Raw genomic sequence first — 24,571 nt, 5'->3', positions numbered from 1 at the left:
TGCTTAGTGACGGAAGTGGCGCATGCCGGTGAACACCATGGCGATGCCGGCTTCGTCGGCAGCGGCAATCACTTCAGCATCACGCATCGAGCCGCCTGGCTGGATCACCGCAGTGATGCCGACCTTGGCCGCGTTGTCGAGACCGTCGCGGAACGGGAAGAATGCGTCGGAAGCCATCACCGAACCGGCGACCTGCAGGCCCGCGTGCTCAGCCTTGATGGCCGCAATACGTGCCGAGTTCACGCGGCTCATCTGGCCGGCGCCGACACCGATGGTCTGGCGGTTCTTGGCGTAGACGATGGCGTTGGACTTGACGTACTTGGCAACTTTCCAGGCGAAGATCAGATCGTTGATTTCCTGTTCGGTCGGCGCACGTTTGGTCACGACTTTCAGGTCATCGGCACCAATCATGCCGATATCGCGGCTCTGCACCAGCAGGCCACCGTTGACGCGCTTGTAGTCCCAGGCAGCGGCGCGGTCAGCCGACCACTCACCGCAAGCCAGCAGGCGTACGTTGGCTTTGGCTGCGACGATGGCGCGGGCTTCTTCGCTGACGCTTGGGGCAATGATCACTTCAACGAACTGACGCTCGACGATCGCCTTGGCGGTCTCGGCATCCAGTTCACGGTTGAAGGCGATGATGCCGCCGAACGCGGATTCGGTGTCGGTGGCGTAGGCCAGGTCGTAGGCCTTGCGGATACCGCCTTCGGCATCAGGGCTGACTGCCACGCCGCACGGGTTGGCGTGCTTGACGATCACGCAGGCCGGCTTGACGAAGCTCTTCACGCATTCCAGCGCGGCGTCGGTGTCGGCCACGTTGTTGTACGACAGCTCTTTGCCTTGCAGTTGGGTCGCGGTGGCAATGCCGACTTCGGCAGGCTTGGCTTCCACGTAGAACGCCGCGCTCTGGTGCGGGTTCTCGCCGTAGCGCATTTCCTGAGCCTTGAAGAACTGGCTGTTGAAGGTGCGCGGGAATTCGCTGCGACCTTCAGTGCTCAGTGTCTCGGCAGCCTGGTTAACAGTGCCCATGTAGTTGGCGATCATGCCGTCGTAGGCGGCGGTGTGTTCGAACGCCTTGAGCATCAGGTCGAATCGCTGAGCGTAGGTGAGGCCACCGGCCTTGAGGTTTTCCAGCACGTTGGCGTAATCGCTGGCATTAACCACGATGGCCACGTCTTTGTGGTTTTTGGCAGCCGAACGGACCATGGTCGGGCCGCCGATGTCGATGTTCTCGATGGCGGTCGGCAGGTCGCAGCCTGGCTTGTTGATGGTGGCTTCGAACGGGTACAGGTTGACCGCTACCAGGTCGATCGGCTTGATGCCGTGCTCGTTCATGATGGCGTCATCGATACCGCGACGACCGAGGATCCCGCCGTGGATTTTCGGGTGCAGGGTTTTCACCCGGCCGTCCATCATTTCGGCAAAACCGGTGTAATCCGCGACTTCCACTGCGGCAACGCCGTTGTCGCGCAGCAGCTTGAACGTTCCGCCGGTGGAGAGGATCTCGACGCCCAGGGCTTCGAGCTCTTTGGCGAATTCAAGGATCCCGGTCTTGTCGGAAACGCTGATCAAGGCGCGGCGGATCGGCAGGCGGGTAGTCTGGTCGGTCATTTCAATTTCCATCAAAAGCAAAGGAGTCAGCAAAAAAGGCGACCGGTTTTACGCGGGCGCCTTTCTGGTTTGATTGAATGCTTACAGCAAATCGTACTGCTTGAGTTTCTTGCGCAGCGTGCCCCGGTTGAGTCCGAGCATCTCGCTGGCCTTGGTCTGGTTGCCCTTGACGTAGTTCATCACGCATTCGAGCAGGGGAGCCTCGACTTCGGAGAGCACCAGGTTGTACACATCCGTGACGGCAGCGCCCTCAAGGTGGGCGAAATAATTGTGCAGCGCCTTCTCGACACTCCCGCGAAGGGTCTGACCTTCTTCGCTTGGGGTATTGAGGTGCTGTTTCAAATTCACGTTGTCGCTCACGGGTGTTGTTCCACTCACTAAAGTCTCGGTCATCATCGTCATGCGGCCACCCCCTCTCCGTCCCCTGTCAGGCTCTTGTAACGTTCGGCGAAGAAGCCCTGAACGTTGGCGCATTGTGCTTCCGTATCTTCCAAACGATTGAAGTGGGCGCGAAACTCCCTGGCGCCCGGCAAGGTTGCGAGATACCAGCCCACATGCTTTCGAGCAATGCGCACGCCCATCACATCTCCGTAGAAGACGTGCAGCGCAGCCAGATGCTCTAGCAGAATGCGTTCCACCTCGATCAGTTCCAGCGCCGGGAGCTTCTCGCCGGTACGCAGGAAATGGTCGATCTCGCGAAAAATCCACGGCCGCCCCTGGGCAGCCCGGCCAACCAACAGGCCGTCGGCACCGGTCGCGTCGAGCACGTATCGGGCCTTCTCTGGCGAATCGATATCGCCGTTGGCAAAAACCGGCATCGACACGGCCTGCTTGATCGCAGCAATGGTGTCGTACTCGGCTTCACCGGTGTACAGGTCGGCACGGGTGCGGCCATGGACCGCCAGCGCCGTAATGCCTGCCTGCTCGGCGATCTTCGCCACCGTCAGGCCATTCTTGTTGTCCCGGTCCCAGCCGGTACGGATCTTCAGGGTTACCGGCACATCAACCGCAGCCACGACGGCCTGCAGGATCTCGGTTACCAGTGCTTCATCTTTCAACAGGGCGGAGCCGGCGGCCTTGTTGCAGACCTTCTTTGCCGGACAGCCCATGTTGATATCAATAATCTGTGCGCCCAGTTCGACGTTGGCCCGGGCCGCATCCGCCAGCATCTGTGCATCGCCACCGGCGATCTGTACCGAGCGTGGCTCGGGATCACCTTCGTGGATCATGCGCATCCGCGACTTGCGGGTGTTCCACAAACTCATGTCGCTGGTGACCATTTCCGAGACTACTAGCCCCGCGCCCAATCGCTTGCACAGCTGACGAAAGGGTTGGTCGGTGACCCCCGCCATCGGGGCGAGAATCAAGCCGTTGTGTAATGTATATGGACCGATGCGTACCGCCGACATAGGACTTCCCTGTTGTGGGGCCGGATCATGAGAGTTCGAAAAAGGGTTGGCATGATACCCGCTCTCGATGACTGGATAAAGGTCGAATTGAACAAAATCTGAACAGTTATTCTGTTATCGCCAGCGGTTTGGTTTGCACGGGCGCAGTCAGAAAGCTGTCGTCAATTGACGATCGGTGAACCGTTTCACTCGGGTGAGTGGAAACTCAGGCTGTAATTCACCGCTTTGGCGCCTGGATCGAGGATGTCCAGGGCGATGTGGATCGGCGTTTGCGGCGGCATTTCTGCCATGCCTTCGAGGTCGCCATTGAGGTACTCGCCGGGTTTGAAGCGACGGCTGGCAATCAGGTGGCCGTTGAGGTCGGCAAATCGCAGCTCCAGCAGCGGGAAGGGCTGGGAGAAGGGCGCGCGGTTATAAATGATCGCATCAACCACCAGTGCACCACTGAACTCGGGGTGACTTCGGACCACCAGGTTGCTGCTTTTGATTTTGGCGATGTCGACCTTGGAGGGCACCGTGCAACCGATTTGCGGGCACAGTTGCTGGAACCACGGGCGATATTGGTCCTGGCGAGCCAGTTCGTCGAAGTGATAGGCGACGTACTGGCCGACCAGTGCGCCGGCGCCCAGCAGGATCAGCAGGAACCAGAAGAATCGGCGACCCCACGGCGAACGGCGTTTTTGCCAGTCCAGTTGCAATGGGTCGTCAGTCAGGTCTTGCAGTACCTCTACTCGAACACCCGGCTCGCCGCGCTCGCGGCGTTTGCGCAGCGGTTCGATCAAAGGCAAATCGTCGTCGATTTCTTCGGCTGGCGTGGCCGACAATCGTTCGTGATGAGTGGGCGGATCGATTGGGTCGTGCAGGCGGAGCTGCGGCGGTTGCGGTTCGTCGTCCAGCTCAACCGGCTCCAGTGACAGTGAAGGTTCGGTGCGTGCGAGTAGGCCCGTTTCGATCAGCGGTTCTACCGGGTCAGGTGTGTCGAGCCTGTCGAGGTCATCAAGGTCGTCAAGCGTCTGCGCGCGGTCAGCAGCCGATTCGCTGAACAGACTGTCCGTGGTCCAGGGCTCGTCGTCGGGTTCGACACTGTCGCGACGCGCGCTGAGGTTGTCTTCGCGGGGGCGGCCGAATTCCGTGGTGGGCTGGATTTCCCGTTGTTCGAGCCGCGCGAGTTCTTCGTCAAGGTCGAGGCTGTCCAGATCCAGTTCGGCAGCGCTCCATTGCTTTTGGCTGATGGCGCGCGGTTCTGCCGGTTCTGGTGCCTGGACGATGGACGGTGCAACCGGTGCGACAGATTCTTTGCCGGCTTGCTCAAGCAATTGCTTGGCGGCATTGAACACCTGAAGGCATGAGCCACAGCGAACGACACCGCGTGCCGCGCTCAACTGAGCATGGCTGACGCGGAAGCTGGTTTGGCAATGCGGGCACTGGGTGACGAAGCTATCGGTCATGCGGCGATCCGGATTATGCAAGCGCTCATTCTAGCGCCGACGGCCTGTGATGCGCACCCAGCCATCGCGATTGGCGATCGGATCCAGATCGAAGTCTTTGGCGTAGGCCGCAGCGACGTCCTCGCCTTGCTCGGCAAGAATGCCCGAGAGCGCCAGGCGACCACCGGATTTGACCAGGCCGGACAACTGTGGCGCCAGGGAAACCAGCGGACCGGCGAGGATATTGGCCACCAGTACATCGGCCTGAACCTGCGGCAGATCTTCCGGCAGATACAGCGGGAACAATTCATCGGCGATGTTATTGCGCCCGGCGTTATCGCGGGAGGCTTCCAGCGCCTGCACGTCGATGTCGGTGCCGACGGCTTCCCTGGCGCCCAGCAGCAGGGCGGCGATGGCCAGAATCCCCGAGCCGCAGCCGAAGTCCAGCACGTTGCAGTCTTTGAGGTCCTGACCGTCGAGCCATTCCAGGCACAGCGCGGTGGTCGGGTGAGTGCCGGTGCCGAACGCCAGGCCCGGATCCAGGAGTAGATTCACGGCATCAGGTTCGGGAGCGGCATGCCAGCTCGGCACGATCCACAGGCGCTGACCGAAACGCATCGGCTGGAAGCCGTCCATCCAGCTGCGTTCCCAGTCCTGGTCTTCGATCACTTCACTGTGGTGTTCGGGTAGCGGGCTGCCGGTCAGCAACTCAAGGTGAGCGAGCACGGGGCCAGGCTCGGTGCCGCCTTCGAACAGGGCCAGCAGGTGGGTGTGGGACCACAGCGGCGTGGTGTTGAGTTCCGGCTCGAAGATCGGCTGGTCTTCGGCGTCCATGAAGGTCACCGACACGGCGCCCACTTCAAGGAAAGCGTCTTCGTAGGTTTCGGCTTGTTCTGGGCTGATGGCGAGACGGACTTGCAGCCAAGGCATGGCGGGCACCTTTGAAAAATATTGATTGCAGCCTAGCGGGCTGCGAGAAGCGCGCAAGTTTACGCGAGCGGGGCTCAGAAGACGACTATAGGGGTGAAGCAAAAAGATCGCAGCCTGCGGCAGCTCCTACGGGGAAGCGCATTTCAAATGTAGGAGCTGCCGCAGGCTGCGATCTTTTGATCTTAAACAACAAAGCCGCCCGAAGGCGGCTTTGTCAGGTGCAGGTTCGAAGCTTAGTGCTTCTCGCCAGCCAGCTTGTGCTCGAGGTAGTGAATGTTCACGCCCCCTTTGCAGAAGCCTTCATCGCGGGTCAGGTCGCGGTGCAGCGGGATGTTGGTCTTGATCCCGTCAACCACGATCTCGTCCAGCGCATTGCGCATGCGCGCCATGGCTTCGTCGCGGGTTGCCCCGTAAGTGATCAGCTTGCCGATCAACGAGTCGTAGTTCGGCGGAACGGCATAGCCACTGTACAGGTGAGAATCGACGCGAACGCCGTTGCCGCCTGGGGCGTGGAAATGCTTGACCGTGCCCGGGCTCGGCATGAAGGTTTTCGGGTCTTCGGCGTTGATCCGGCATTCGAGCGCGTGACCGCGGATGACCACGTCATCCTGGGTGAACGACAGCTTGTTGCCGGCGGCGATGCTGAGCATCTCCTTGACGATGTCGATACCGGTGACCATTTCCGAAACAGGGTGCTCTACCTGGACACGAGTGTTCATCTCGATGAAGTAGAAACGACCGTTTTCGTACAGGAACTCGAAAGTGCCCGCGCCACGGTAACCGATGTCGATGCACGCCTTGACGCAGCGAGCGAAAACTTCCTGGCGAGCCTTCTCGTCGATGCCCGGTGCCGGCGCTTCTTCGAGAACTTTCTGGTGACGGCGTTGCAGCGAGCAATCGCGGTCGCCCAGGTGGATGGCATGGCCCTGGCCGTCGGAAAGTACCTGGACTTCCACGTGACGTGGGTTGGTCAGGAATTTTTCCAGATAGACCATCGGATTGCCGAACGCCGCGCCTGCTTCGGTGCGGGTCAGTTTGGCGAAGGAGATCAGGTCTTCTTCTTTATGCACAACGCGCATGCCGCGACCACCACCGCCGCCAGCGGCTTTGATGATCACCGGGTAACCGACTTCGCGACCAATGCGCAGAGCGGTTTCTTCGTCTTCCGGCAACGGGCCGTCAGAGCCTGGAACGGTCGGTACGCCAGCGGCGATCATGGCGTGCTTGGCCGATACCTTGTCGCCCATCAGGCGAATGGTTTCGGCTTTCGGGCCAATGAACGCGAAGCCGGAGTTCTCGACCTGCTCGGCGAAGTCGGCGTTTTCCGCAAGGAAGCCGTAGCCAGGGTGAATGGCGGTGGCGCCAGTCACTTCGGCCGCGGCGATGATTGCCGGAATGTGCAGGTAGGAGTGGGCGGCCGATGCCGGGCCGATGCAGACGGACTCGTCTGCCAGACCCAGGTGCATCAGTTCCTTGTCAGCCTTGGAGTAAACGGCGACGGTCTTGATGCCCATCTCTTTGCAGGCGCGCAGGATCCGCAGGGCGATCTCACCGCGGTTGGCGATCAGAACTTTTTCCAACTTCGCAGTCATCAAAGGCTCTCCGCGGTTCAAACGATGGTGAACAGCGGTTGGTCGTACTCAACCGGCTGGCCGTCTTCAACGAGGATGGATTCGATCACACCGCTGGTTTCAGCTTCGATGTGGTTCATCATCTTCATGGCTTCAACGATGCACAGGGTGTCGCCTTTCTTCACAGTCTGGCCGACTTCAACGAAGGACGGCGAGGTTGGCGAAGACTTGCGATAGAACGTGCCGACCATTGGCGAACGGGCAACGGTGCCGTTCAACGCTGGTGCAGCAGGCGCGGCGGGTGCGGCAGCGGCAGCCGGAGCGGCGGCAGGTGCGGCAACCGGAGCTGGCATTGGAGCGGGCGCGTAGTACTGCTGAGCCGGGGTCTTGCTGTGACGGCTGATGCGTACGGACTCTTCGCCTTCCTTGATCTCGAGCTCGTCGATGCCGGACTCTTCCAGCAATTCGATCAGTTTCTTAACTTTACGGATATCCATGAATCATCAACTCCCAAGGGTCGGTCAGGGGCGGTTAACTTGTTGTTCAAGCTGTTCCAGGGCGGCCTCCAGGGCCAGTCGATAACCGCTGGCGCCAAGGCCGCAGATCACTCCCACCGCTACGTCGGAGAAGTAAGAGTGATGGCGGAAAGGTTCTCGTTTGTGCACGTTAGACAAATGCACTTCGATGAATGGGATGCTCACCGCCAGCAGCGCGTCACGTAATGCGACACTTGTATGTGTAAAAGCTGCTGGGTTGATCAAAATGAAGTCCACGCCTTCGCTGCGAGCGGCGTGGATGCGATCGATCAATTCGTACTCGGCATTGCTCTGCAGATATAGCAAATGGTGGCCGGCTTCGCGGGCACGGCGTTCCAGATCCTGGTTGATCTGCGCCAGTGTCGTGGCGCCATAGGTGCCCGGTTCACGGGTGCCGAGCAAGTTCAGGTTGGGTCCGTGCAGTACGAGTAGCGTCGCCATCGGCGGTTCCTTTGTTATCTGTGTGCAATTGTCAGAACCCGGCGACTATGCCGCAAAGCCTTTGTGACTGTCCAGTTCTCTGCAATAGCCAGCACGATGACCGATGTTTGCGCGAAATATATGACTGCTTGATTAAATCCGGTCATTCGCCTTGGCGATACGTTCGGCGAAGTCCCGTGCATTGATCTCACCGATCACTCGCACATCGGCACGTTCGACGCCGTCCTTGCCGAAAAACATCAGGGCCGGAGGGCCGAACAATGTGTAGCGGTCGAGCAGGGCGCGTTGTTGGGCGTTGCTTTCGGTGATATCGAAACGAACCAGTCGGTAGCCCTTGAGACGTTCGACAACGGTGGGGTCGTTCAACACTTCGCGCTCGATGACTTTGCAGCTGATGCACCAGTCAGCGTACCAGTCGAGCAGCAGCGGGGTGTTGGCCGCGCGTGCTTCAGCGAGCATGCGGTCGAGGTCAGCGGGGGTGTTGACGGTTTGCCAGGCACTGGCTTCTTGCGCAGGAGCGTTGCCGGCAGCGATGCGCGGTTGACCGATGGGGTTGAACGGATCGGTCTGGCCGCTGAATGCGCCAAACCAGCACGCCAGTGCGTAAAACAGCAGGAACATCCCGAGTAGCTGGCCGAGGCGTTTTCGCGGCGGTTTGTAGACGAACTCCAGCGCCCCGAGAAACAAACCGACGCCACCGGCCAGCAGACCAATCAGCAGCAAGGTGATCTGGCCCGGCAACACCCGGCTGAGCAGGCCGATCGCCAGCCCCAGCAATAACACGCCAATCGCATTTTTCACGTAGATCAGCCACGGGCCGCTTTTTGGCAGCCACGCTGCGCCGCCAGTGGCCACCAGCAGCAGCGGGGTGCCCATGCCGAGGCCGAGCATGAACAGTTTCAAACCGCCGCCCAAGGCATCGCCGCTGGCGCTGATGTACAACAACGCGCCGGCCAGCGGCGCTGAAACACAGGGCGAAACCAGCAGGCTGGAAACCACCCCCAGCACCGCCGCACCCCACAGCGAGCCGCCTTCGGTGCGCCCGGCAATACGATCGAGCCGACTGCTGATGGCGTGAGGCAACTTGAGTTCGAAAACGCCGAACATCGCCAGCGCAAACACAGCAAAAAACATCGCGAAGGGCACCAGCACCCAGGCGGATTGCAGGCGCGCCTGAAGATTGAGCTGTGCGCCGAACATGCCCATCAAGGCGCCGAGCAGGGCAAAACACGCCGCCATCGGCAGCACGTAGGCCAGCGACAAATTGAAGCCGCGCCAACCGCCGACCTGACCGCGCAACACCACGCCGGAAAGAATCGGCAACATTGGCAGCACACAAGGGGTGAATGTCAGGCCGAGGCCGGCGAGGAAGAACAGCGCCAGTTCACGCCAACTCCAGCTGTAGGTTTTAGCCGCGTTGTCAGTGCCGTCGATGCTCAGGAGCTCGGTTTCCGGCGGATAGCACAGGCCTTTGTCGGCGCAGCCCTGATAGGTCACGGCCAGAGTAAAGGCGCGCTGATCGGTGCGCGGCAGTTCTACATCGAGAATGCCGTGGTAGACCTCGACATCGCCGAAGAACTCATCGTGCTTTTTTTGCCCGTCGGGCAATTGCGCGGGCCCGAGGGCAATATCGGCCGGGTCGGTGCGGAACTGAAAGCGGTGGCGGTAGAGGTAATAGCCTTCGGTTGCCACAAAGCGCAGTTTGATTGATTGCGGCGTGCTGTCTACCAGGCTCAACTGAAAGGCTTCGCGCACCGGCAGAAAGTCGGCGCTGTTGTTGATCGAGCCCAGGGTGGAGCTGGGACGATTTTCCAGCAAGCCAGTGGCGGCGGCCGGCAGGGCGAAGACTAAAAGCAGCAGGCAGAGCAAACGGCGCATGACAATCTCGCGTATCAATGATGCCGGCATGATAGCTGAGAGCGCACGCTGTCGCCGCCCTCTGTAGGAGCTGCCGCAGGCTGCGATCTTTTGATCTTGATCTTGAAAAACCGAAGTCAAAAGATCGCAGCCTGCGGCAGCTCCTACAGGGGGGTAGTGTGTCAGACGCGGAAGGCTTGAACGGCTGTATGCAGGCGTCCACCCAGCACCAGCAGGTTCTCGCCTTGCTCACGCCCTTGGCCAATGCGCAGTAGATTATCCCCACCCAACTGGTGAATCCGCTCGCTGTGATCGCGGATCTCGCTGACTGCGCCGCTCTGCTGCGCGGTGACATCGGCAATACGCACGGCGGTGTCGGAAATGGTCTGGATCGCCCCGACGATTTTATCCAGCGCGCCGTCGGCCGCCTGGGCCTGGTTGGCGGTGGCTTCGGCGTGTTCGACCTGGGCGCGCATGCCTTCGACCGACTGGCGCGCAGCGGTTTGCAGGCCGGCGATCAAGGTCTGGATTTCGGCCGTGGCCCCGGCGGTGCGTTGCGCCAGCGAACGGACTTCTTCGGCCACCACGGCAAACCCGCGACCCATTTCCCCGGCACGCGCCGCTTCAATGGCCGCGTTCAGTGCCAGCAGGTTGGTCTGGTCGGCAATCGAGCGGATCACCGTCAGTACGCCGCCGATGGTCGCGGACTCTTCGGCCAGGTGCTCGATCATTTGCGCATTGCCTTGTACTTCGTCCACCAGCGCATGCAGGCCGGTGAGGCTCAGGCCGATGACTTTCTGCCCGTGCTCCACCGCCAGGCCGGCATGACGGCTGGCGTCGGCTGCCTGGCTGGCATCGCCGGCGACTTGCTGGATGGTCGCTTCCAGCTCGCCGAGGGAGTCGCGGATCAGCGCGGTGTCGCCAGCCTGGTGCTCGGCGCCGCTGTGCAGGTCATTACTCAGCTCGGCGAGGGTTCGGCTGCTGCCGGCGACCTGTTCGGCGTTGAGGCGAATAGTCCCCACCAGCGCCACCAGATAGGCGCGAAGGCGATTGAGCGAGGCTTCGATGTCATGCAGTTCGCGGTTGGTTTTGCCCAGCTGAATGTCCTGGCTGAAATCGCCTTCGGCCCAGGTCGACAGCGCCGGGGCAAGGTTGGTCAGGGTGCGGGCGAGCTTGCGTTGCAGAGTGTCGATCAGCAGCGCGATCAGCAGAATCAAACCGATCATCACGCCTTGCATCAGTCGAACTTCGCCCTGGATTTGACCGTGCTGGGCGCGAACAACCGGTTCCAGCCCGGCGATGGCTTGCTGTACATCGGCGATTTTCAGATGCGTTGCAGTGCTGAGGTCGGCGCGTTTCTGGATCTGGTCGCGGGTGCGTGCCAGCTCTGCCGGGTAGCGTGCGAGCAGGCTGTTGAGTTCGCGCTTGAAGCCGACACCGGCATCTTCGACGACTGCTTTCTCGGTGTTTTCCAGGCCCATCATCGAGGCGAAATCATCGGTGTTCGATTCACTGCTGGCGGCCACGCCGAGCAATGGCAGGGCGTCCAGCAGCGCGGCCTGAGCGCGAATGTTGGTGACTTCTCGCTCGACATCGGCGGCCAGCTCGCTGCGACCGCTGCTGACCAGTTTGTCCCGGGCCAGCGACAGTTTGCCCAAGTGCTGCGAGGCCGCGAGCAATGGCGTCAGGTAAGCCGCGTTAGCGCTGGCGTACTGGCTGAGCTGATCGAGGCTGGCCCCCAGTTCGCGTTCGGCTTGCAGCAGCAGCGCCTGCGGATCACCCGCCAGTTTGCCGGCAGCCAGCAAGTCGGTTTTGCTGAAGTCGTTCAGGTTCGACAGGCTTGGGCGCAGGGTGTCGGCCAGCGCTGGTGGCAACTCGCTGAGTTCTTTTTGCAGGTGGTCAATGGCCTGGCTGGCGCTGCTCAGGCGCAGGGCGTCGCCGCTGGCGAGGTAATCCCCGACGTTGCGCGCCACTTCATTCTGAAACTGCTGAGACAACCCCAGGTAACGCTCCATTAACAGATAGGGGCGTTCGAGGGCTTTTTGCGACCACCACAACGTGGCGCCAAGGGCCACGCACACGGCGACTAAAAGGAGGGTGTTGAGATTGGTCAGCAGCTTCAGGCGCATCATGGACTACCAACGGCAGAAATGGTAAGCGCCTGAAGTTATTGCGTTTCTGTTACAGGGTTATGACCAGCGGGGTCAATTGCGATGAAAAAGTGGCACTTTGCTTTGACGTCCCGGCCGCCTGGACACGATTGCGCCCGGCACCTTTGGCGCGGTACAGCGCCTCGTCCGCCTGGCTGGCCATCGACAGGCTGTCGGAGGTTTCACACAACTCCACCACCCCGGCGCTGAAGGTGCACCACAAATCCTGGGGCTGCGCCGGGTAGTGGATTTCGGCAAACCGCTGGCGGATTTCATCGAGGACGTTGTAGGCCGCCTCAAGGTCGGTGTCCGGCATGACAATGGCGAACTCTTCGCCGCCGTAACGCCCGATATAGTCGGTTTTGCGCAAACGCTGCTTGAGGAACAGCGCCAAACTCTTGATCACCCGGTCGCCCATGGGGTGGCCGTGACTGTCGTTGACGCGCTTGAAGTGATCGATGTCGAGCATCGCAAAGCTCAGCGGCTTGTTTTCGCGGCGAGAGCGGAACGAGCAGTCTTCGAGCAGTTGCAGGATGTGGGTGTGGTTGTACAGCCCAGTGAGGCTGTCGCGGACCATTCGCGCCTTGAGGTTGCGCGCCCGCGCCGCGCGATTGCGCACGGTGGTGATCAGGTGCCGTGGCTTGATCGGCTTGGTCAGGAAGTCATCGCCGCCTTCGCTCATGGCGTCGAGCTGTTTGTCCAGGTCGTCTTCGGCGGACAGGTAAATGATCGGCACGCTGACATAGCGGTCGTTGTGGCGGATCACTTTGGCCAGTTCGGTACCGGTGCAGGCCGGCATGTACATGTCGAGGATGATCAGGTCCGGCTGGAAATCCGCCAGTTCGGCCATGGCCTGGATCGGTTCGATCAAGGTCCGGGTAACGATCCCCGCGCTGTTGAGCAGGCGCTCGGTGTGCAAAGCCTGGGCGCGTGAATCATCGATGATCAGCACTTTATAAGGTTCGTACTGGGCCACACAGGTCAGGACTTCGATTTTCTCCAGCAGGCTCGACGCTTCGAGGGTGCCGGTGAGGAATTCCTGGCCCCCGGCACGCACGGCGGCGAGTCGGGTCGGGGTATCGGTTTCGTGCAGGCTGAAGAACAGCAGCGGCAGTTGATGGTCGAGGCCTTCCTGGGCTTCGGACGCCAGCTTCAGGCCGATGCCGGGGCCGCTGAAATCCACGTCCATGACAATCGCCGCCGGCAGGCGCTCGACCATCGACGAGCGAAACGCCGCTACGCTGTCCAGTGACTGGGCGCTGAGCCCGAAGAATTCCAGTTGCTTGGCCAGTCGCTCGCCACGGTCGTGATCCTGCAGCATCACGTAGATCGGCTTGCGCAGTGGCGGCAGGAACGTCTGGTCGAGTTGGTCGCCATGGCGCAGGCCGGTGCGAGACAGGCGCTGCATCAGGCGATTGAGGTCGGTGATCAGGCCACTGCTCAAGCGTCCGCGGTTGGCGTCGACAGCTTCCAGTGACTGACTGATGTGGCGAGCCAGTAGCGTGTGTTCCGGCTGCTCGAAACGCTCGGCGAACCGCAGCAGGCGCAGGTTCGCCTCGCTCAGTTCCGACAAATCGGTGATTGACCACTCGCTACGTTGCAGGCGCTGCCAAATCTCAAGAATCTGACGTGCTTGATGAATTACCCGCTGGGCAAAGTGGTGCTTGAGGCGCTCGCGGCTGGGGTCTTCTGGCTCGGTCATATCCTGACTACTAGTTAGGGTGCACGCTGAGGTCGAGTGGTGGCTCTATGCTAGCACCACTTTGCGATGACATGAGTGCTGTACGTCAATAATCTGCAAAGCGGACGCATTCAGTTTCTGACTGATCAGTCTGTAATTGGCCAGTGGTTCTCATGAGGGGCTTGCAGGGCGGGGATTTCGGGGCTTGTGGCTTGATTCGGATGGGCATTATTGAGTCGTCGGCCTGTCGCGGATGCGACTGTTTTTTGAGCAGGTCAGAATGTGCCTGCGTACCGTTTTATCCCCTAGGGGATTCCCCTAGGCGCAACTTCAGCGAACCGCTGGTGATGAGCCTGTTGATTGCACCGCGGGTTTAATTTTCGGCATCAAGGCAACGGCGGGTGCCGGGCAAAGGCACGTTGTTGTATGGTTGTGGTCGAACCGATGAACTCAAGTGATTGAAAGGATATCGCCATGCTGGACTGGAAAAACCGCGCAGGCAGTGCGCCTGAACGTGCCGCCGAACCGAAATCGGCCACCCGCAGTTATCTGGGCGGCCTGTTGTTCAGCCGCGCGTTGGCCACACTGATCGGTCTCTACCTGCTGGTGGCGATTGCTCTGGGATGGTACTGGAGCCAGGAACCTGCGCTGTTCCCCGTGCAGCAGACGGCGCAAATGGCTGCCGAAAAAGAAGGCAAGCAGATGGTGGTCGGCTACACCACGGTCGAAACCCTCAAGACCGTTGCCGGTACGTTGCTGACCAAGCAGGGCGGCTACATTTCCAACGACCGCTTTCCGCCGGGTCTGTGGATGGACAACATGCCGAGCTGGGAATATGGCGTGCTGGTGCAGGTCCGCGACCTGAGCCGCGCACTGCGCAAAGACTTCGCCCGCTCGCAGTCGCAGTCCGCCGAAGACGCCGACCTGGCCAAGGCCGAGCCGCGTTTCAACTTCGACAACAAAAGCTGGGTGCTGCCATCCAGTGAGTCCGAGTATCAGGAAGGCATCAATTCCCTGAGCCGTTATCAGGCGCGTCTGTCCGACCCGAACCAGAAGAGCGCGCTGTTCTATGCCCGCGCCGACAACCTGAACAACTGGCTGGGCGACGTCGGCACCCGTCTGGGTTCGCTGTCGCAACGGCTGTCGGCCAGCGTTGGCCGGGTCAAGCTCAATACCGCGCTGAAGACCGAGGTCGTGGCGCCGGGTGTGGCACCGCAAGTCGATGAAGAAATCGTCGAGACTCCATGGCTGCAGATCGACAACGTGTTCTACGAAGCTCGTGGCCAGGCCTGGGCCTTGTCGCATTTGCTGCGCGCCATTGAAGTCGACTTCGCCGACGTATTGGCCAAGAAGAACGCCACGGTCAGCGTGCGCCAGATCATTCGTGAACTGGAAGCGTCGCAGGAGCCGGTATGGAGCCCAATGATCCTCAATGGCAGCGGCTTCGGCGTGTTGGCCAACCACTCGCTGGTCATGGCCAACTACATTTCGCGGGCCAACGCGGCAGTGATCGATTTGCGTCAACTGCTCAATCAGGGCTGAGTCATGGTCGATAACGCGAGGGAAGCTGCGCATCGCGTGGCTTCCGATGCCGAACAGATCGCCTGGGTCGACGAGCAGGACAACCTGCTCGGCGCCCTGGTCCGTTCCGATTTGCGCGAACGCGGGCTGATCGGGCGCGGCACCTACATTATGTTGTTCAACTCGGCCGGCGAGCTTTGCGTGCATCGGCGCACGCTCAGCAAGGCGATCTATCCCGGTTATTGGGACGTGGCGGCAGGCGGCATGGTGCTTGCCACGGAAACCTACGCCGAGTCGGCGGCCCGGGAGCTGGAGGAAGAGCTGGGGGTGAGCGGTGTCGAACTGACCGCCCATGACCACTTTTTCTTTGAAGACACCGGCAATCGGCTGTGGTGTTCGGCGTTTTCGGCCGTGTGGGATGGCCCCTTGATCCTGCAACCTGAAGAGGTGCTGGAAGCGCGCTTTATCCCCATCGATCAGGTCATGCTTGAAATTGAGCAAAAGCCTTACTGCCCGGACTCTTTGGCCGCGTTGAAGCGCTATCTGCGCTCACGGGGCGAAGACGTCGCAAAAGAGGCATAAATTGGCGCCGATTGGCTCTTAGCAATCGGCGTTTTTGCCGTTACACTGCGCGACCTTTTCAAGCTGAACCGGTATTGCTTCCTGTAGGAGCTGCCGCAGGCTGCGATCGTTTGACTTTGCTTTTTGATTCAAAATCAAAAGATCGCAGCCTCGTTGCACTCGTCAGCTCCTATATAAAGAGTTGTACCGTTTCAGTAGCGCTGCCCCTGCCTGAGTGGGGCTTCGCGGTCGAGGGCACTTCCCGAGTGCCGCGACCAGTCTTTGTCCTCCCAAGAGGATTGCCGGTGGCCAAAAAAGCCGCATCCTTCGCCGCCCTTGGTGGCCTGGTATTTTCCACCGACGCAGGTCGTCATTGCCCGGATTGCAGTAAACCGGTGGACGCCTGTATCTGCAAACAGACCGTTATCCCGGCCGGCGACGGCATTGCGCGCGTGCGTCGCGAAAGCAAGGGCCGTGGCGGCAAGACGGTGACGACCATCACCGGCGTGCCCTTGGCCGAAGACGCGCTCAAGGAACTGGCCACGACGTTGAAGAAACGCTGCGGTACCGGCGGGGCGTTGAAAGACGGGATCATTGAAATCCAGGGTGATCATGTCGAGCTACTCTTGGCAGAGCTGATCAAACACGGTTTCAAAGCGAAGAAGTCCGGCGGCTAGCAGCCTCTGTGAAAACCACCCGCGGCTTGATCCAGCCCTGATTATCTCAGGTCCGGCGTCGTCACTATGGTTTTCACAGAGCCTGTTCATGACCGGTTTCTAAACTCACTGCGGTCGGCGGGGTCTACCCCCTCGTTGACGAACCGTCATTTTCATTCTTTAGACTGCGCCGGCCTGAAACCAGGCGACGCACTATGACTTCTTTATAGGGGACTTCGATGTCCGTACGACGCACACGCAAAGACGATGGCAGCCAATGGACAGTTGCGGACAGCCGCAGTGTTTACGGGATTCGCCATTGGGGGGCCGGGTATTTCGCGATCAATGACGCCGGTCGCGTCGAAGTTCGTCCGAACGGTCCGAGCAGCTCACCCATCGACCTGTTCGAGCAAGTCGACCAGCTGCGCCAAAGCGGCCTGTCCTTGCCGTTGCTGGTGCGCTTCCCCGACATTTTGCAAGACCGCGTGCGTCAGCTGACCGGCGCGTTTGATTCGAACATCGAGCGTCTGGAATACCAGAGCAAGTACACCGCGCTGTACCCGATCAAGGTCAACCAGCAAGAAGCGGTGATCGAGAACATCATCGCCACCCAGAACGTGTCCATTGGCCTGGAAGCCGGCTCCAAGCCTGAGCTGCTGGCGGTGCTGGCGCTGGCGCCGAAGGGCGGTACCATCGTCTGCAATGGTTACAAGGACCGTGAGTTCATTCGCCTGGCGTTGATGGGTCAGAAGCTCGGCCACAACGTGTTCATCGTGATCGAGAAAGAATCCGAAGTCGGCCTGGTGATCGAAGAAGCCAACTCGCTCAAGGTCAAGCCTCAGGTCGGTCTGCGCGTGCGTCTGTCGTCCCTGGCATCGAGCAAATGGGCGGACACCGGCGGCGAGAAATCCAAGTTCGGTCTGTCGGCGGCTCAACTGCTGTCGGTGGTCGAGCGTTTCCGCGCGGCGGGTCTGGATCAGGGCATCCGCCTGCTGCACTTCCACATGGGTTCGCAGATCGCCAACCTGGCGGACTACCAGCACGGCTTCAAGGAAGCGATCCGTTACTACGGCGAACTGCGCAACCTCGGCCTGCCGGTGGACCACATCGACGTCGGCGGTGGCCTGGGCGTGGACTACGATGGTACGCACTCGCGTAACGCCAGTTCGATCAACTACGACATGGACGACTACGCCGGTGTCGTGGTCGGGATGCTCAAGGAGTTCTGCGATGCGCAGAACCTGCCGCACCCGAACATCTTCTCCGAAAGCGGTCGTTCCCTGACCGCGCACCACGCCATGCTGGTGATCCAGGTGACCGACGTCGAGAAACACAACGACGACGTGCCGCAGATCGAAAACAAGGAAGCGCTGCCGGAAACCGTGCAGTGGCTGGTGGACCTGCTGGGTCCGACCGATATCGAGATGGTCACCGAAACCTACTGGCGCGCCACGCACTACATGAGCGATGTGGCTGCCCAGTACGCCGATGGCAAGCTGACCCTGGCTGAAAAAGCCCTGGCCGAACAGTGCTACTTCGCTGTCTGCCGTCGCCTGCACAACTCGTTGAAAGCGCGTCAGCGTTCGCACCGTCAGGTGCTGGACGAACTCAACGACAAGCTGGCCGACAAGTACATCTGCAACTTCTCGGTATTCCAGAGCCTGCCGGACACCTGGGCCATCGACCAGGTCCTGCCGATCATCCCGCTGCACCGTCTCGACGAAGAGCCGCTGCGTCGTGCGGTGCTGCAAGACCTGACCTGTGACTCCGACGGCAAGATCAACCAGTACGTCGACGAGCAGAGTATCGAGACCAGCCTGCCGGTGCACGGTCTGAACGAGGGCGAAGACTACTTGCTGGGCGTGTTCCTGGTGGGCGCTTACCAGGAAATCCTCGGCGACATGCACAACCTGTTCGGTGACACCGATTCGGTGAACATCTACCAGAACGCAGACGGTAGCGTGTACCACGCCGGTATCGAAACCCACGACACCATCGAGGACATGCTGCGTTACGTGCACTTGTCGCCGGAAGAGCTGATGACCCACTACCGTGACAAGTGCGCCAGTGCCCGCATCAGTGCCTCCGAGCGCACCCAGTTCCTCGATGCCTTGCGTCTGGGGCTGACCCGTTCGTCTTACCTGTCTTCCTGAGGTAAGCACCACGCTCATCAGGTTGTCTGAAAATTTCCCGTTCGCTGCGGAAATTTCAGATGACCTGGTGCGGCGACTCTCTTTTTCCAGGCGAAACGACCTACGTCCTCGGCTATCCAAGCCATTTGGTCCTCTTTTCGCGTAGGTCATTTCCTAAGTTGTACTTCGCCTCTCTACTCGGCCATGTCTCTCGGCGAGAATCCCCGGCCGCCCCTCCTGTAGAGAATCGCCGATGTTCGATCCAGCCAACGAACCGGAATTTCGCCTGGACGTAGCAGGTCTGTCCGACACCTTCGAAGTCCTGGCCTTTACCGGTAGAGAAGCCATCAGCGAGCCGTTCGTGTTCGATATGGAATTGCTGATCGAAGACCCGACGCTCGACCTCGCCAGCCTGCTTTACCGTTCGGCTTCGCTGCATTTCGGACCGCAGGGAAACAGCGTGCACGGTCAGTTGCAGGAACTTGTCCAGCGTGACCACGGGTCGACCCTCCGGCTCTGTCATGTGCGCCTTGGGCCGAGGCTGGGGTGTCTTGCCCAGCGCTTCAGCCAGCGCATTTTCAGTGGAAGGAGCGTGCCGCAGATCCTCGATCAGGTGCTCAGGGAGCATGGGATTGTCGGGCACAACCGGCGCTTCGAACTGGATGGCGATTACCCGTTGCGCGACTACTGCACGCAGTACCGTGAATCGGACCTGCAATTTGTTCAGCGCTTGTGCGCCCAGGAACGGCTTCATTACCACTTCGAACACCGGGCGCGGGGGCACTGCGTGGTGTTTGCCGATGGCCAAGGGCATTTCCGCAAAGGGGCCGAGGTTGATTTTCGGGTCGAGGGCAATCAACCGGCGGTGCGGCGTTTCGAGGTTCAACGTTGTGCGGACAGCACTCTGCTAAGTGCGCAGGGGCACTCGGACCTGACGAGGTTGCGCAGTGGCCAGTTGATGCCGTTGTCTGGTCACCCGGTCCGTCAGTGGAACCATCTGTGGCTGCTCACTCACCTTGAGCATCAGGGCAGTCAGGATGCGCAGGTGCCCTACTGCAACCATGTGCGGGCGATGCACTGGGAGGCGACGTTTGAATCACCCCGTTGCGAGGTGAAACCGCAAATGCACAGCCTGCAACGCGCATGGGTGGTGGATGTCGATGAGCCCCGGCCCGATCCGTCGCGACCGGTGGCGGTGCAGTTTGACTGGGTCTATCAAGGTGAAGGCGCCGCGCCGAGCCACTGCTGGTTGCCAATGGCGCCAGAGCTTGAAGCTGCGGGTGTCGGGCCGTTGAGCGAAGGCGCTGAGGTGGTGGTGAGCTTTATCGAAGGCGACCCGGATCAGCCGTTGATCACCGGGGTGATTCAGCTGCCAGCGTGTGTCGAAGAAGAGCAGGCGACAGCGGCGACGATTACCGGTGATCGCCCACCCGCCGGTGTGCAGGGTTGGCTGCGCTCCAGTGAGCCCTTGTTGTTGCTGTGTCTGCTGCCCGGTGGCGGCAGTTTCAATCATTGTGCGCAGGCGCTCTGTACCTGCCGGGCACTGACACAACCTGGCCGGAGCGGTGTCGCATGATCGATGCGCACATGCACGATGCGATGGCGCAATGGTTGCTGCTGGACAGACCGGGTGCGCCACAGACAGCGGTGATTTTGCAGCAGTCATTCGCTCAGGCCCATCAGGTTTCATTGTTCGATGGGACCGAGTGGCATGCTTTGCGTGAGCACGGCCCGCTGTTGATCGACCTGCGGACCTGTCCGGCGCTGGCCGATGCCTGCCAACACGATGCGCAGCAGTGGCGTGGTTTGTTGCTAACCAGCGAGGCCTCATGCGCGACATTGCTTGCCCACTTGCGGCGCATGCTGACGGTCTCGTTCGGTTTGCATCATCGGGCGTTGCTCAGCTTCTACAACCCGCAAACCGCCAGTTACTTTTTCGATGCCTGCGATGCCGCCGAGCTGAGTCGCTGGCTGGGGCCGATCAGTCAGTTGCGCTGGTTCGGCGGGACCTGGGCTGACCGGGCGATTGGCAGCCAGGGTTGGCAACAGTTGCTCAATCCGAGGTTGGCCGTGCGTCCTTTGGCGCAAGAAGAAGACCTCAGCTTCCGGCAGCGGGAAAACCTGCAAACTTGCCTGCTGGAACAGCATGCCTGGCACTGGAGCCAGGCCACTGGATCGGATTACTCCCGCTTATGGTTGTCGCTGCAGGAGGGGCTGGCGCTGGGTTTCAGCGAGCGGGCGGTGCTGGATGGCTGGTTGTGGCTGCGCTTGCAGTACCAAGGTGCCGTGCCCCCACTGTCGTTGGAGGGAAATACTCAACAGGAGCGATTGGATAATCTACGGAGCCGCTGGCAGAGCGACGGCCCCGGCGTTTGATCGTCGAATGGGCTCAGTGAGCGCCGGCAAACCAGCCGTCGTTGCGGCGCAGGCGCCAGGCGATCGCCCCGAGCGTCAGGCTGCGAAGCAACATGAACACCAGGAACGTTATCCACAAGCCATGGTTGCCCAACCCTTGTAGCGCCCAACCGAATGGCACCAGCAAAGCCACGGTCAACAGCATGCCGTTGCGCATTTCACGAGCGCGGGTGGCGCCGATGAACAGGCCATCGAGCAGGTAGCTCCAGACCGCGATCAAAGGCAGGGCGGCGAGGTAAGGCAGGTAAATGAAGGCGGTCTCACGCACGCTGGCAATGTCGGTCTGCATCTCGATGAACAGATGCCCGGCAAACAGGAATAGCACGGCGAAGCCCAGGCTCGCCAGCAACGACCAGCCGCAAGCTACCACCAATGAGCGACGCAGTGCGTCGCGGTCGCGGGCACCGATGGCATGCCCGCACAGGGCTTCCACGGCGTGGGCCAGGCCATCGAGGGCGTGGGCGGTCAGCAGCAAACCGTTGAGCAGCAGCGCGTTGGCCGCGACCGTCGCATCACCCAGTCGCGCACCTTGTACCGTGATCAGGAAAAACACCGATTGCAGGGCCAGGCTGCGGATGAAAATGTCGCGGTTGACCGCCAGCAGCGGCCGCCAGCTGCGCCACCAGCCCAAGGCCGCCCAGGCGATATGGCCGGGGTAGGCACGCAGAGCTTGGCGGGTCATCAACAGGCCGATCAGCGCGCCGGTCCATTCGGCAATCACCGAGGCCCGGGCGGCACCGACCACGCCCCATTCCAGGCCGAGGACAAACCACAGGTTCAGGGCGATATTCACAAGGTTGGTGCTCAGCAGAATCACCAACGGTGCGCGGGCGTTTTGCGTGCCGAGGAACCAGCCGACCAGCGCATAACTGGCCAGCGCCGCGGGCAGGCCAAACAACCGTGTGTGGAAAAACTCGCGGGTCATCTGATCCAGTTCTGCCGACGGCTGCATGAAATGCAGGGCGACTCCACTCAACGGCACGCCCACTGCGCCTAAAACTACCGCCAGGCCCATTGCCAATAACAGGCCCTGCAACAAAATCTGCCGCAATGCCGCACCGTCCCCACGCCCGGCTGCCTGGGCGGCAAACCCGGTGGAGCCCATGCGCAGAAACCCCATGGCCCAGGCCAGAAAGGTGTAGAGGCTGGCCCCGACCGCGACGGCGCCGAGTTGATGGGCATGGGGCAGGTGACCGATGACGGTGCTGTCGACCAGCGCCACCAGCGGTACGGAAATGTTCGAGAGAATCATCGGCGCTGCCAGCGCCCAGACCCGACGATGGGTAGGACGGTCGCGCCAGTCGGCAATCAGGTTGGACATGCAGGCTCCTTGGGGGAGCGGGCATTGTAGCGACACATTCACCCTCTGCCGCATTCGATTGCAGGAGCAAGCTTGCTCGCGATGGTGTGTCAGACGAAATGGATATCGACTGTTCGGACGCTATCGCGAGCAGGCTCGCTCCCACAGGGGATTGGGGGTGTCAGTGCATGATCCAGCTGAGCAACCACAACCCCAGCATCAACCAGATGATCCCCATGATGATCGACGCATTCATGAACGCACGGATCGCCGACCACAGCAGCACCAGGCCCAGGATCAGGATGGCGATGCTGATAATCGAGGTGTCCATCCCCAGGGCGCGGGACAAGCCTTCGACAAAGTTGCTGCTGGCCCGGCTCACCAACTGAAACAGGCCACTGAGGGCGTCAACGATGAAACGGATGACTGAGCCAAGGGCCTGACCGAGCCATTCGAAAAAACCTTCTACCTGCATGGAATGAGTGTCCTGATGAAATAAAGGCGTGGTCGCCGGAGTTGAGTCTTGGGCCATTGATCGCGGTGCCGAGTTCCCGACCGAGCAAGTATGGCGCAAAACAATCATGTAGCAGCCTTCGGCAGCTGCTACATAGACCTTGCCTTCACCTGTGATCCCCCCGAAGCTATACGTCTTCAGGAGAGCCCGATGAACCTTGTTGAACTGACCGAACGCCTGCACGCCATCCGTGATCGAAATGACTGGCGGCAATTTCACAGCCCGAAAAACCTGGCCATGGCCGCGAGCGTCGAAATGGCCGAACTGGTGGAGATTTTCCAGTGGCTGACCGAGGACCAGTCACGGCAGCTGCCGGCGGACAAACTGGCCCATGCCGGCCAGGAAATCGGTGACATCGTGCTCTATCTACTATTGCTGTGCGGGGAGTTGGGGCTGGACATGAATGACGTGGTGCGCAGCAAACTGGCCGACAGCGAGCGGAGGTTCAGCTGATGAGCGACCGTCATTTCGATCAACTGGCGACCCGTTTCGCGGAAAAAATCTACGGCGGTGCCAAGGGCGCAATTCGCCTGGCGGTGCTGCAGGCTGACTTGGCCGAAACCCTGCCGGACCGGCCGCTGCGGGTGCTGGATATTGGTGCCGGGCTTGGCCACATGTCGTTGTGGCTGGCCGAGCGCGGGCATCAAGTCACGCTGGCCGAGCCTGCCGAGCCGATGCTCGAAGGCGCCCGACAGCGTTTTGCCGAAGCCGGGCAAACCGCAACGTTCATTCAGGCACCGTGGCAGGAATTGCTCGGTCAGCTCACCGAACCTTATGACCTGGTGCTGTGCCACGCCGTGCTGGAGTGGCTGGCCGAGCCCCACGCGATCCTTCCGGTGCTGCATCAACTGACCAAGGCCGATGGCTGGTTGTCCCTGGCGTTCTACAACCGTGACGCGCTGATTTATCGCAATTTGCTCAAGGGCCACTTCCGCAAGATGCGCAAGAACGACATGGCGGGCGAGAAGCAGAGCCTGACGCCGCAGCAGCCCCTTGATCCACGGGAATTGGCGGCGCAACTTGAAGGCCTGTGGCAGGTCGAAACCCAAAGTGGAGTGCGGGTTTTTCACGACTACATGCCGGTGGAATTCCAGGCCCGCGCTGAACTGGTGGACTTGCTGGAAATGGAACTCGCCCACCGTCGCCACCCAAGCTTTGCCGGGCTTGGGCGTTACTTGCACTGGATCTGCCGGCCGGTCTGATCGGAGCGCGAAATGAAAACTCGTTCAGGGTTGCTGCTGTTGTGCCTGGGGCTGGCTGCCTGCCAAGGCAGCAACCCGTATGTGGCGTCCTCCAAACCCATCCCGCCGGCGCCACCGCAGGCGGCCAATACCTTTGATCGCAGCGCCTATCCGGCGCCTCCGCGTGACTACGGGCGCTACCGCAGTTGGGCCTGGCTCAACGGACAAATGCCGCCCGGCACCGCGTGGGCCGATTCGGCGCAGGTCGCCGAGGCAGTCAGCAGTGCGCTTGACCAACGCGGCTTGCGCCCGTTGCATGACAATCGCGCGGCGGACCTGTACGTCAGCGCCGATCTGCGCATGGAAACCCGTTTGCGTCAGGTTCGCGATGATTACTACGACGGTGGCTATTATGGCGGTTATGGTGGTTACAACCGCTACAACAATGGCTACGGCGGCGCCTATGCCACAGTACCGATCATCCGCACCTATCAGGAACAGGTCGTGGTGGTGCAGGTCGACCTGTTCGATGCGCAAAGCGGCCAGCCGGTGTGGAGTTCCAGCGCTGAAACCAGCAACCGGGGCACGCAGAGTCAACAAGTGGATGCCATACGAGAGGCTGTCGAAAAGGCCATGTCGGCGTATCCTCCCAGTTAGCTTCTGTAGATAAGAAGCATT

At 60.8% G+C, this 24,571-nt stretch carries 22 protein-coding genes; 9 read left to right on the top strand and 13 right to left on the bottom strand.

Annotated features, from left to right (window positions below; translation table 11 throughout):
* Window positions 1-3: 3 nt before the first annotated feature.
* The 11 genes from purH to gcbA all read right to left on the bottom strand — a co-directional run bounded on the left by purH (window position 4) and on the right by gcbA (window position 13,634).
* Window positions 4-1,611 (bottom strand): bifunctional phosphoribosylaminoimidazolecarboxamide formyltransferase/IMP cyclohydrolase, encoded by a 1,608-nt coding sequence (gene purH / locus KVG88_RS19930; RefSeq protein ID WP_217872539.1) that lies wholly within the window; start codon window positions 1,609-1,611, stop codon window positions 4-6.
* Window positions 1,612-1,692: 81 nt separating this feature from the next.
* Window positions 1,693-2,013, bottom strand: a complete 321-nt coding sequence (fis, locus tag KVG88_RS19925; protein WP_015093301.1) for a DNA-binding transcriptional regulator Fis — start codon at window positions 2,011-2,013, stop codon at window positions 1,693-1,695.
* Window positions 2,010-3,020 (bottom strand): tRNA dihydrouridine synthase DusB, encoded by a 1,011-nt coding sequence (dusB, locus tag KVG88_RS19920; protein WP_010463890.1) that lies wholly within the window; start codon window positions 3,018-3,020, stop codon window positions 2,010-2,012. The genes fis and dusB overlap by 4 nt, the downstream gene beginning before the upstream one ends.
* 185 nt (window positions 3,021-3,205) lie before the next feature.
* On the bottom strand, window positions 3,206-4,468 hold the full coding sequence (locus KVG88_RS19915) for a DUF3426 domain-containing protein (RefSeq protein ID WP_217872538.1): 1,263 nt from the start codon (window positions 4,466-4,468) through the stop codon (window positions 3,206-3,208).
* A 30-nt stretch (window positions 4,469-4,498) separates the two neighbouring features.
* Window positions 4,499-5,377: a 50S ribosomal protein L11 methyltransferase gene (gene prmA, locus KVG88_RS19910; protein WP_060542818.1), complete on the bottom strand. Its 879-nt coding sequence runs from the start codon at window positions 5,375-5,377 to the stop codon at window positions 4,499-4,501.
* 233 nt (window positions 5,378-5,610) lie between these two features.
* On the bottom strand, window positions 5,611-6,969 hold the full coding sequence (gene accC, locus KVG88_RS19905; protein ID WP_217872537.1) for an acetyl-CoA carboxylase biotin carboxylase subunit: 1,359 nt from the start codon (window positions 6,967-6,969) through the stop codon (window positions 5,611-5,613).
* Window positions 6,970-6,986: 17 nt separating this feature from the next.
* Complete coding sequence (gene accB / locus KVG88_RS19900) at window positions 6,987-7,445, bottom strand: acetyl-CoA carboxylase biotin carboxyl carrier protein (protein ID WP_217872536.1); 459 nt, start codon at window positions 7,443-7,445, stop codon at window positions 6,987-6,989.
* 24 nt (window positions 7,446-7,469) lie between these two features.
* Window positions 7,470-7,925 carry a type II 3-dehydroquinate dehydratase gene (aroQ, locus tag KVG88_RS19895; RefSeq protein ID WP_053153929.1) on the bottom strand — a complete coding sequence of 152 codons (456 nt, stop codon included), beginning with the start codon at window positions 7,923-7,925 and terminating at the stop codon, window positions 7,470-7,472.
* 132 nt (window positions 7,926-8,057) lie between these two features.
* Complete coding sequence (locus KVG88_RS19890) at window positions 8,058-9,803, bottom strand: protein-disulfide reductase DsbD (RefSeq protein WP_217872535.1); 1,746 nt, start codon at window positions 9,801-9,803, stop codon at window positions 8,058-8,060.
* 161 nt (window positions 9,804-9,964) lie between these two features.
* A complete protein-coding gene (locus KVG88_RS31385) occupies window positions 9,965-11,008 on the bottom strand; it encodes a methyl-accepting chemotaxis protein (RefSeq protein ID WP_412071300.1) in 1,044 nt (347 codons plus the stop codon).
* A gap of 955 nt (window positions 11,009-11,963) precedes the next feature.
* Window positions 11,964-13,634: a diguanylate cyclase GcbA gene (gcbA, locus tag KVG88_RS19880; RefSeq protein WP_150704100.1), complete on the bottom strand. Its 1,671-nt coding sequence runs from the start codon at window positions 13,632-13,634 to the stop codon at window positions 11,964-11,966.
* A gap of 453 nt (window positions 13,635-14,087) precedes the next feature.
* Between gcbA and KVG88_RS19875 the strand changes: the two genes are divergently transcribed.
* The 6 genes from KVG88_RS19875 to KVG88_RS19850 all read left to right on the top strand — a co-directional run bounded on the left by KVG88_RS19875 (window position 14,088) and on the right by KVG88_RS19850 (window position 20,859).
* Window positions 14,088-15,155: a DUF2333 family protein gene (locus tag KVG88_RS19875; protein ID WP_150704099.1), complete on the top strand. Its 1,068-nt coding sequence runs from the start codon at window positions 14,088-14,090 to the stop codon at window positions 15,153-15,155.
* A gap of 3 nt (window positions 15,156-15,158) precedes the next feature.
* The gene (locus tag KVG88_RS19870; RefSeq protein WP_150704098.1) at window positions 15,159-15,716 is read left to right on the top strand and encodes an NUDIX hydrolase; all 558 of its coding nucleotides are present in this window, start codon (window positions 15,159-15,161) and stop codon (window positions 15,714-15,716) included.
* 284 nt (window positions 15,717-16,000) lie between these two features.
* Window positions 16,001-16,372 carry a translation initiation factor Sui1 gene (locus KVG88_RS19865; RefSeq protein WP_063341676.1) on the top strand — a complete coding sequence of 124 codons (372 nt, stop codon included), beginning with the start codon at window positions 16,001-16,003 and terminating at the stop codon, window positions 16,370-16,372.
* Between the two features lie 218 nt (window positions 16,373-16,590).
* Entirely contained in the window at window positions 16,591-18,504 is a 1,914-nt protein-coding gene (speA, locus tag KVG88_RS19860) for an arginine decarboxylase (protein ID WP_150704097.1), read from the top strand.
* 232 nt (window positions 18,505-18,736) lie between these two features.
* Window positions 18,737-20,059 (top strand): contractile injection system protein, VgrG/Pvc8 family, encoded by a 1,323-nt coding sequence (locus KVG88_RS19855; RefSeq protein WP_217872533.1) that lies wholly within the window; start codon window positions 18,737-18,739, stop codon window positions 20,057-20,059.
* Window positions 20,056-20,859 (top strand): DUF4123 domain-containing protein, encoded by an 804-nt coding sequence (locus KVG88_RS19850; protein ID WP_150704095.1) that lies wholly within the window; start codon window positions 20,056-20,058, stop codon window positions 20,857-20,859. Before KVG88_RS19855 ends, KVG88_RS19850 begins: the two co-directional genes overlap by 4 nt.
* 13 nt (window positions 20,860-20,872) lie before the next feature.
* Here the strand turns inward: KVG88_RS19850 and KVG88_RS19845 are convergent, their stop codons facing one another.
* Together KVG88_RS19845 and KVG88_RS19840 are read right to left on the bottom strand one after the other, a co-directional pair.
* Window positions 20,873-22,219, bottom strand: coding sequence for an MATE family efflux transporter (locus KVG88_RS19845; protein ID WP_217872532.1), 1,347 nt, complete (start codon window positions 22,217-22,219; stop codon window positions 20,873-20,875).
* 160 nt (window positions 22,220-22,379) lie between these two features.
* Entirely contained in the window at window positions 22,380-22,673 is a 294-nt protein-coding gene (locus KVG88_RS19840; protein ID WP_034149729.1) for a hypothetical protein, read from the bottom strand.
* Between the two features lie 189 nt (window positions 22,674-22,862).
* Between KVG88_RS19840 and KVG88_RS19835 the strand changes: the two genes are divergently transcribed.
* From KVG88_RS19835 to KVG88_RS19825, 3 genes are read left to right on the top strand one after another with little or no spacing between them, the layout of a single operon-like run.
* Window positions 22,863-23,165 carry a MazG-like family protein gene (locus KVG88_RS19835; protein ID WP_150704093.1) on the top strand — a complete coding sequence of 101 codons (303 nt, stop codon included), beginning with the start codon at window positions 22,863-22,865 and terminating at the stop codon, window positions 23,163-23,165.
* The gene (locus KVG88_RS19830; protein WP_217872531.1) at window positions 23,165-23,914 is read left to right on the top strand and encodes a methyltransferase domain-containing protein; all 750 of its coding nucleotides are present in this window, start codon (window positions 23,165-23,167) and stop codon (window positions 23,912-23,914) included. The genes KVG88_RS19835 and KVG88_RS19830 overlap by 1 nt, the downstream gene beginning before the upstream one ends.
* Before the next feature lie 12 nt (window positions 23,915-23,926).
* The gene (locus KVG88_RS19825; protein WP_217872530.1) at window positions 23,927-24,550 is read left to right on the top strand and encodes a DUF4136 domain-containing protein; all 624 of its coding nucleotides are present in this window, start codon (window positions 23,927-23,929) and stop codon (window positions 24,548-24,550) included.
* Window positions 24,551-24,571: the final 21 nt, after the last annotated feature.

It is taken from the genome of Pseudomonas azerbaijanoccidentalis, assembly GCF_019145495.1.
Classification (GTDB): domain Bacteria; phylum Pseudomonadota; class Gammaproteobacteria; order Pseudomonadales; family Pseudomonadaceae; genus Aquipseudomonas; species Aquipseudomonas azerbaijanoccidentalis.
This window is presented reverse-complemented; position numbering and strand designations above follow the sequence as displayed.

Coding starts and splice junctions, on each gene's coding strand:
- fis (WP_015093301.1), bottom strand. CDS start 2,013: ATGACGATGATGACCGAGACTTTAGTGAGTGGAACAACACCCGTGAGC.
- prmA (WP_060542818.1), bottom strand. CDS start 5,377: ATGCCTTGGCTGCAAGTCCGTCTCGCCATCAGCCCAGAACAAGCCGAA.
- dusB (WP_010463890.1), bottom strand. CDS start 3,020: ATGTCGGCGGTACGCATCGGTCCATATACATTACACAACGGCTTGATT.
- KVG88_RS19825 (WP_217872530.1), top strand. CDS start 23,927: ATGAAAACTCGTTCAGGGTTGCTGCTGTTGTGCCTGGGGCTGGCTGCC.
- speA (WP_150704097.1), top strand. CDS start 16,591: ATGTCCGTACGACGCACACGCAAAGACGATGGCAGCCAATGGACAGTT.
- accC (WP_217872537.1), bottom strand. CDS start 6,969: ATGACTGCGAAGTTGGAAAAAGTTCTGATCGCCAACCGCGGTGAGATC.
- aroQ (WP_053153929.1), bottom strand. CDS start 7,925: ATGGCGACGCTACTCGTACTGCACGGACCCAACCTGAACTTGCTCGGC.
- accB (WP_217872536.1), bottom strand. CDS start 7,445: ATGGATATCCGTAAAGTTAAGAAACTGATCGAATTGCTGGAAGAGTCC.
- KVG88_RS19890 (WP_217872535.1), bottom strand. CDS start 9,803: ATGCGCCGTTTGCTCTGCCTGCTGCTTTTAGTCTTCGCCCTGCCGGCC.
- purH (WP_217872539.1), bottom strand. CDS start 1,611: ATGACCGACCAGACTACCCGCCTGCCGATCCGCCGCGCCTTGATCAGC.
- KVG88_RS19855 (WP_217872533.1), top strand. CDS start 18,737: ATGTTCGATCCAGCCAACGAACCGGAATTTCGCCTGGACGTAGCAGGT.
- KVG88_RS19850 (WP_150704095.1), top strand. CDS start 20,056: ATGATCGATGCGCACATGCACGATGCGATGGCGCAATGGTTGCTGCTG.
- KVG88_RS19915 (WP_217872538.1), bottom strand. CDS start 4,468: ATGACCGATAGCTTCGTCACCCAGTGCCCGCATTGCCAAACCAGCTTC.
- KVG88_RS19870 (WP_150704098.1), top strand. CDS start 15,159: ATGGTCGATAACGCGAGGGAAGCTGCGCATCGCGTGGCTTCCGATGCC.
- gcbA (WP_150704100.1), bottom strand. CDS start 13,634: ATGACCGAGCCAGAAGACCCCAGCCGCGAGCGCCTCAAGCACCACTTT.
- KVG88_RS19830 (WP_217872531.1), top strand. CDS start 23,165: ATGAGCGACCGTCATTTCGATCAACTGGCGACCCGTTTCGCGGAAAAA.
- KVG88_RS19835 (WP_150704093.1), top strand. CDS start 22,863: ATGAACCTTGTTGAACTGACCGAACGCCTGCACGCCATCCGTGATCGA.
- KVG88_RS19845 (WP_217872532.1), bottom strand. CDS start 22,219: ATGTCCAACCTGATTGCCGACTGGCGCGACCGTCCTACCCATCGTCGG.
- KVG88_RS19840 (WP_034149729.1), bottom strand. CDS start 22,673: ATGCAGGTAGAAGGTTTTTTCGAATGGCTCGGTCAGGCCCTTGGCTCA.
- KVG88_RS19875 (WP_150704099.1), top strand. CDS start 14,088: ATGCTGGACTGGAAAAACCGCGCAGGCAGTGCGCCTGAACGTGCCGCC.
- KVG88_RS31385 (WP_412071300.1), bottom strand. CDS start 11,008: ATGATCGGTTTGATTCTGCTGATCGCGCTGCTGATCGACACTCTGCAA.